Source organism: Nocardiopsis oceani, assembly GCF_054777395.1.
Genome location: NZ_BAAHAR010000113.1, coordinates 1 through 1,701, shown reverse-complemented (window position 1 = coordinate 1,701; position 1,701 = coordinate 1). Strand labels below are relative to the sequence as shown.

Annotated in this window: 1 protein-coding gene; it reads right to left on the bottom strand. The window is 62.6% G+C overall.

Translation table 11 applies throughout. The annotated features are described in order from the left end of the window. Positions 1–1,583: IS1634 family transposase (locus tag ACYVDG_RS32600; RefSeq protein ID WP_460764123.1), on the bottom strand; the 1,583-nt coding region annotated here is incomplete at its 3' end. Positions 1,584–1,701: the final 118 nt, after the last annotated feature.

Genomic DNA, 1,701 nt, shown 5'->3' with positions numbered 1-1,701 from the left:
CCGATTGCCTCGAGGATCGTCTTCGCGTGCTCGGGGATCTTGGGCTCGAGGGTGAGTTCTTGACCGTTGATGTCGACGGTCGCTGAGCGGATGGTCCGTAGTGTCTGAACGATCTTCTTGATCGATATCCCGGTCGCTTCGGTCAGGTAGCGAGTGATTGCCAGGGCAGCGAACACCACGGTCAGATGAGCTTCGATAGCCTCGCGGCGATGGTGGAAGACGGGCCTGGCCCGCAGATCGGACTTGGTCATGCGGAAAGACGCTTCGACCTTCCACAGGTCGTGATAGGCGCTGATCACCGCTGCCCCGCTCATCACCTCGATCGGCAGGTTGGTCACATAGCCCTTCAGACCGGCGAGTTGCCGGGCTCGGTCGATGGTGGCCTGGTCCAGTTCCTTCGCCGCACCGCTGACCTTCAAAAACCGTGTCTTCTTCAGCGGTGCGCCGCCGGTAGCGACCTTCTCGGCCTTGGCGATCTGAGCGTTGATCGTTCTGTCATCACGTTTTTGGCGCTTGAATGACCACTGGTAGACGACCCGACGCTCTCGGGCATTCTTCCCGGTGCCCATCACCCGGGCCGATTCCAAGACCTGTCCGTCAGCGAAGTAGTTCCCATGCCGCTCGAAGTGATCTGCCAGGTCATAGGGCGCCTTGGTCAACCGAGAACCGACGATAAACTTGAACCCCGCTTCCTCCAGGGCGTTGAGGTTGGCTGCAGAGAGCATCCCCGCGTCAGCGACCACGACCATGTCCCTCACACCGTGCCGTTGCTGAAACCCGGTCAGTACCGGGATGAGAGTCTTGGTCTCGCCCTTGTTGCCCTCGAACAATTGCACTTCGAGCGGGAATCCGCCCGGGTCGACCAGCAGCCCGATCTGGACCTGCGGATCGACCCGGTGCTCCTTGCTCATCCCGACCTTGCGCAGCTCGTCTTCGTTGTCGTTTTCAAAGTGCAACGTCGTGACGTCGTACATGATGAACGCTGCCTTGCCAGTGGTGCGGGCTGAGTGCGCCAGGCATGCCTTGGCGAACCGGCTCCGGTAATCACGCTCCTGGCAGCGCTGCAGGCACCGGTAGATCGTGTTCAACGCCGGGGCGCTCACACCGACCTCGCCCAGAACGCGGATGGTGTCGGCTTTGGACGTGGGCTCGATGATGCGCGCAAGTACCAGCGAACGGAACGTCTGGTCGCCCACAGCGTCGAATCCCAGCTGGGTGTATGCCCCGCTCAGCACTTCCCATAGCAGCAGCGCCGAGGTACCCAGTACCTGGCCCCTGCCGGCCACAACCCGCGGTCGTCCCGCCGAGGACGTCTCGACTGCCAGAGGCTCTTGCCCGGTCTTGGTCCAGTCAGCGACATCGCTCACTCGTGTTCCGACGCGCTCCAGCGGGCCCAGATCCAGGGCTTCCTGGCCTGGACGGAGTCGGTCCTCTGCGGCCAGGAGCAGCAGTTCCAGCTCGGAATCGGTGTGCGCCGAGCCTACGTGGTCGACCGCGACCACCTCCCGGCCGTCGCGGGTCACTACCTGCACAGCGACCGCACCTGAGGAGGTGCGCACCTTCCGTACGAACTGCGATGCCACGCCACGAAGGTTACCTACGAGCAGGTTCTTAGTGACCCTTTCACCCCACCGCGAACGGCATACCGCCAGGTCAGCGCGCTACCGATACGAAAATCTCCCACCCTTGGGTGAACTCAGG